The 4614-nt window shown below is 55.8% G+C and carries 7 protein-coding genes; all 7 read right to left on the reverse strand.

The genetic code is table 11. The annotated features are described in order from the left end of the window. Positions 1 to 73 precede the first annotated feature (73 nt). Positions 74 to 355, reverse strand: a complete 282-nt coding sequence (locus ACSZO1_RS21680) for a CAT RNA binding domain-containing protein (protein WP_437616351.1) — start codon at positions 353 to 355, stop codon at positions 74 to 76. Between the two features lie 241 nt (positions 356 to 596). Beyond that, on the reverse strand, positions 597 to 1034 hold the full coding sequence (locus ACSZO1_RS21685; protein WP_437616353.1) for a hypothetical protein: 438 nt from the start codon (positions 1032 to 1034) through the stop codon (positions 597 to 599). A gap of 11 nt (positions 1035 to 1045) precedes the next feature. After that, complete coding sequence (locus ACSZO1_RS21690) at positions 1046 to 1657, reverse strand: alpha/beta hydrolase (protein WP_437616355.1); 612 nt, start codon at positions 1655 to 1657, stop codon at positions 1046 to 1048. After that, a complete protein-coding gene (locus ACSZO1_RS21695) occupies positions 1654 to 2628 on the reverse strand; it encodes a glutathione S-transferase family protein (protein ID WP_437616357.1) in 975 nt (324 codons plus the stop codon). The genes ACSZO1_RS21690 and ACSZO1_RS21695 overlap by 4 nt, the downstream gene beginning before the upstream one ends. An 11-nt stretch (positions 2629 to 2639) precedes the next feature. Next, positions 2640 to 3047, reverse strand: coding sequence for a DoxX family protein (locus ACSZO1_RS21700; RefSeq protein ID WP_437616359.1), 408 nt, complete (start codon positions 3045 to 3047; stop codon positions 2640 to 2642). 101 nt (positions 3048 to 3148) lie between these two features. Continuing rightward, positions 3149 to 4057 (reverse strand): LysR family transcriptional regulator, encoded by a 909-nt coding sequence (locus ACSZO1_RS21705; protein ID WP_437616361.1) that lies wholly within the window; start codon positions 4055 to 4057, stop codon positions 3149 to 3151. A gap of 72 nt (positions 4058 to 4129) precedes the next feature. Then, positions 4130 to 4531, reverse strand: a complete 402-nt coding sequence (locus tag ACSZO1_RS21710; protein ID WP_437616363.1) for a hypothetical protein — start codon at positions 4529 to 4531, stop codon at positions 4130 to 4132. Positions 4532 to 4614 lie beyond the last annotated feature (83 nt).

Consider the following 4614-nt stretch of genomic DNA (forward strand, 5'->3'; position numbering starts at 1 on the left):
TTCCGGCAGCCTTCAGTGGTCTTTGCAGAGTTAAGACAGGCGGCTTAGCGTTGCACTTCGAACTTGAATCCGCCTACAACCCTTCGCCGAGCTGATAACTCAGTGACGAGGTCGCCAGCTGCACAATATCATCCGTGAGCTGCACAATCTCCACCGGTATTTCATTCAGCAATATCTTAAAGCGCGAGTAAATTTTATCATCATCGAGGCGAAAAATTTTCTCGATGCTATTTTCGGGCACTTCATCACCCGCGGTGGTATTAAATCCCAGCCCCCGGCCAGTTAAAATCAACTCCACACCACTGGCATCGACGGCGCTGACGACATTATTATTCAGAACTTGTTTGATACGCATCGCCAACTCCGAAAAACAAAAACGGGCAAAACATAAGCACAGCCAGAGAATCAACTCTGAAACTGCATTCACGTTTTGCCCGCAGTGCGGTAACAAGCTTTAATGCAATGGCGGAAAAATATCACTGTTTCTCCGGCCGGGTCAATAGCCTGCTGGTCAGGCTTTAAACAATAAAACGCTATCTGTGATCGGTGTATCAATAAACGCTGGCGCTGTTCGCTGCGTAAACCCCAGGCCAGAATCAGCGAAAACGCACCTGCGGCACATCCAGATGATGGCTAATCTCACGGATAAAAATAAACCCTGCCACCCACTGTAACTGCTGCGCCGTCACCGGATAGTGGCCGTAAGAGAGCTGATCGGCAAACTGATTAAAGGCCGCTTCAATGGCCGCGCGATCCACCTGCTGCGCGCCCCCCAGGAAGTGCTCACTTACCTGCCGCAGCCCGTCATCCTGCGCCAGCGCCTCGCCCTGCACTGCCTGCAACGCATGGTCTGACTCGATAATCTCTTCGATGCGGTAGATCATCATCTCCACATCATAATCGGTCAGCTGACCCGAGGCTGCCAGCCCGGCGGTAATCTGGCGATAACCGCGCGCCACCTCCTGCTGCAGAGATTTCTCCGGCCAGGAAAAACGCGTGCTGTCCGCCGCAAGGGAAAAAGCAAACTGGCTCATCATTGACTCACTTAGTCGAGGTTAAGACGTCGACGGATAAAACTCAGCGCATGGCTGACACCCGCAGCCGTCACGGTATGCGGTGTGTCAGCTTCGAAGAAGCTCTCCACCGCCACACCTGCTGCACGCAGGCGCTTTTCAGCCTGCTCACTCTCGCTCCACGGGATCACCGCATCCGCTTTGCCGTGTACCAGCAATGCCGCCTGATCCGCCGCAAGGTTAAACGGCTCCGGCGAGGCCAGACGCCCGGACAATGACACCATGCCGGACAGAGGTAAGCGCCCACTGACCAGCACATCCAGCGCCATAATCGCCCCCTGCGAAAAACCGCCGAGGATAATATTATCCTCGCCCGGCGTGACATCATGCTGCTGCAGAATGGCATCAATCGTGGCGTCAAAGGCGTCGCGCGCGGCGACAATACGAGCCGGACGCGTTTCCGGCGTCACGCCCTGCACGCTGAACCACTGAAAGCCTGGTCCACCGCCATCAAAGCGCGCCGTGCCATCAGGGCAGGCAAAGCTGACGCCCGGCAATGACGGCGCCAGATAGCGCGCAAGTCCCTGCATATCCGCACCGTTACTGCCGACGCCATGAAACAGAATCACCAAATTTTTGCTCATTGTCCCTCTCCGGCAAAACCGTAATCACTCAAATCCGGGCCAACCGGCACAATGCCGTTCGGGTTCAGCGCCTTAATTGAGTAATAGCCCTGTTTAATATGATCAATATTGACCGTTGCACGCACACCCGGAATATCCAGCATGCGGCGGGTATAACGATGCAGCAGTGGATAAGCACGCAGCTGACGCAGATTACATTTAAACAACCCGTGGTACGCCGCATCAAAGCGGATCAGCGTGACAAACAGGCGGATATCCGCTTCGGTCAGTTGCTCACCCGTGAGGAAACTACGCTGATCGCTCAGGCGCTGTTCCAGCTTATCCAGCATCGCGAACACATCGTTAAACGCTTCCTGATAGCTGACCTGGGTGGTGGCAAAACCGGTGCGGTACACCCCGTTATTCAGCCGCGGATAAATTTCCGCATTCAGCGCATCAATCTCTTCACGCAACAGCGCCGGATAGAGATCGATATCGTTACGCGCCAGCTCACTAAAACCGCTGTTAAACATGCGCACAATATCTGCCGACTCATTATTCACAATGGTGCCGGTTTTCTTGTCCCACAGTACGGGCACTGTCGCCCGGCCGGTGAAGGTGGCATCCGCACGGGTATACAGCTGGTGCAGCCATTCCGCCTGATTCAGCTCATCGCGGTTTGCGCCGGGATAATCGCCAAAATGCCAGCCCTGATCGAGAATCCAGGGCTCCACCACCGAGACCGACACCACCTCTTCCAGCCCCTTCAGCTTGCGGGCAATCAGGGTGCGCGAGGCCCAGGGGCAAATCAGCGCCACATACAGATGATAACGATCCGGCTCCGCCTGGAAGCCACCTGCTCCGGTGACGCCCGGCGCACCGTCCGGCGTCACCCAGTGACGAAAGCTGGAGGTTTGACGGACAAAGCCCCCCTTCTCATCAGTGGCCTGTACCGGGTGCCACTCTGCCGTCCATTGACCATTTACCAGCATATCGCCTCCTGTTAGCGCTTAATCAGCGTCGGTTTCAGCGCGTATTTACCGTCGCCGGTCAGTGCCAGCGCGATCAGGCCGACAATCCAGAACGCCGGGAACTCCCAGCCGCCATTCTCATTGGTAAAGAAGAAGCCCGCCGGGCCGTGTACCGTGAAAATCGCGCCAAGCAGAATCGGGATTAACACCACCGCCGCGATACGGGCGTAGATGCCCAGAATCAGGGCAATCGCCCCCAGCAGCTCCACCGCCATGGTCAGGTACGCCAGACCACCCGGCAGCCCAAGTGAAGCAAAGAATTTCGCCGTGCCCGCCGGGGTGAAGACAAAGAACTTCAGACCAAAGTGAGCCAGAAACAGGATACCCAGCGCGATACGTAATACCAGCGCAGCGTAAGGAGCAGTACGGTTGTCAGTCATGGTGTTTTCCTCTCAGTAAGTTGATGAGAGAACGTTAACTTATTTCCATTACGATGATTATCCCCATGAAATGAGCATATTTATTTCCATAATGGAAATTATCACCAGCCCTGTTCCCAGACCAGTTCACCAGCAAAGGCTTCCACCAGATAATCGATCAGCGTGCGGGATTTATGCGCCAGATATTTGGCCGGCGGATACAGGGCGAACAGCCCCAGCGTCGGCAGCGGATACGCCGCCAGCAGCGGCACAATGGCTTTGCTGCGCAGCGCGTCACCGGCAACAAACGTCGGCAGACAGGCGATTCCCAGTCCGGCACAGGCGGCCTGCAGGCACACTTCTGCATTGGAAAATTTCAGCCGGCCATTAACCGGTTGCTGCACGTGCTGCTCGCCATCGAGAAACGGCCAGCGATACGGGTCACGGAAGTTGGTGTCGATAATGCAGTCATGATCTGCCAGTTGCTGCCAGTGCTGCGGTACACCCCGCGCCTGCAGATAGTCTGGCGATGCCACCAGAATAATACGGATATCGCACAGCTTACGCGCCATCAGGCTGCTGTCTTCCAGCTTGCCAATGCGCAGCGCCAGGTCAAAACCCTCGTCCACCACATTGACCACCCGGTCGGCAAAGCTGACATCCAGCTCAATCCCGGGATAAAGACGGGCGAAATCAATCAGTGGCTGTGCCAGGCGGGTGGCACCAAAGGTGACCGGCGCGGAAATGCGCACCCGGCCAGAAGGGGATTGCGAAGAGTTGCGCACCGAATCATTCAGCGCATCATACTCCGCCAGCAGCAGCCGCACTTTTTCATAGTACGCCAGCCCGACATCCGTGGCGGTTAGCGCACGCGTACTGCGGCGAAACAGCTGCACACCCAGCTCGCGCTCCAGGCGGGAAATCAGTTTCGACGCCTGACCATGACTGGTGCCCAGTCGCTGCGCAGCCGCGGTAAAACTGCCGGTTTCCATTACCGCCACCAGCATCCGATCGCAATCCAGTCTTTCCACCCGGCGTTCCTCAGTCATCATCCACCAGGCATTAAAATAGCGCTAACGTACCGATTTTTACAGGAATTGTGCTCACGATGCTGGCGAAAACGGATAACCTTGCTGCACAATCGCGGCAATCTCTTTAATCATCGGCGTGGTGGACTTTTTCACCAGCGCCGGGAAAAACACCGGCTTCATGGTGGCAGCTAATGGCACCACATGGCAGTGCGCTAACTGCCTGCCGTCCACTTCGCTGGCAGGCAGCAGTGACGCAGCTTCCAGCCCTGACTCCAGCAGATCGAGAATCGCTTTTGGCTGAGTGTTATGCATGATGACATCAGGATATTTACCGCTGGCAGAAAACAGATCGATAAACTTCTCATACACCCCGGAACCATGGTTACGCTGGAGAAACACCATCGGTAAGGCAATCAGCGGAGTAATATCGCCAAATTCGTCCGGAACGTCCGCCAGCAAACTTTTATGGATCACCACCACGGCGCGAATTCAGATAATAAGTGCAACGCTTGGTCATGTGGATGGAGGGACGGTTAGCTACCGATAAGCTATCCTGC

This window comes from Erwinia sp. V71 (assembly GCF_965644245.1).
Lineage (GTDB): Bacteria > Pseudomonadota > Gammaproteobacteria > Enterobacterales > Enterobacteriaceae > Erwinia.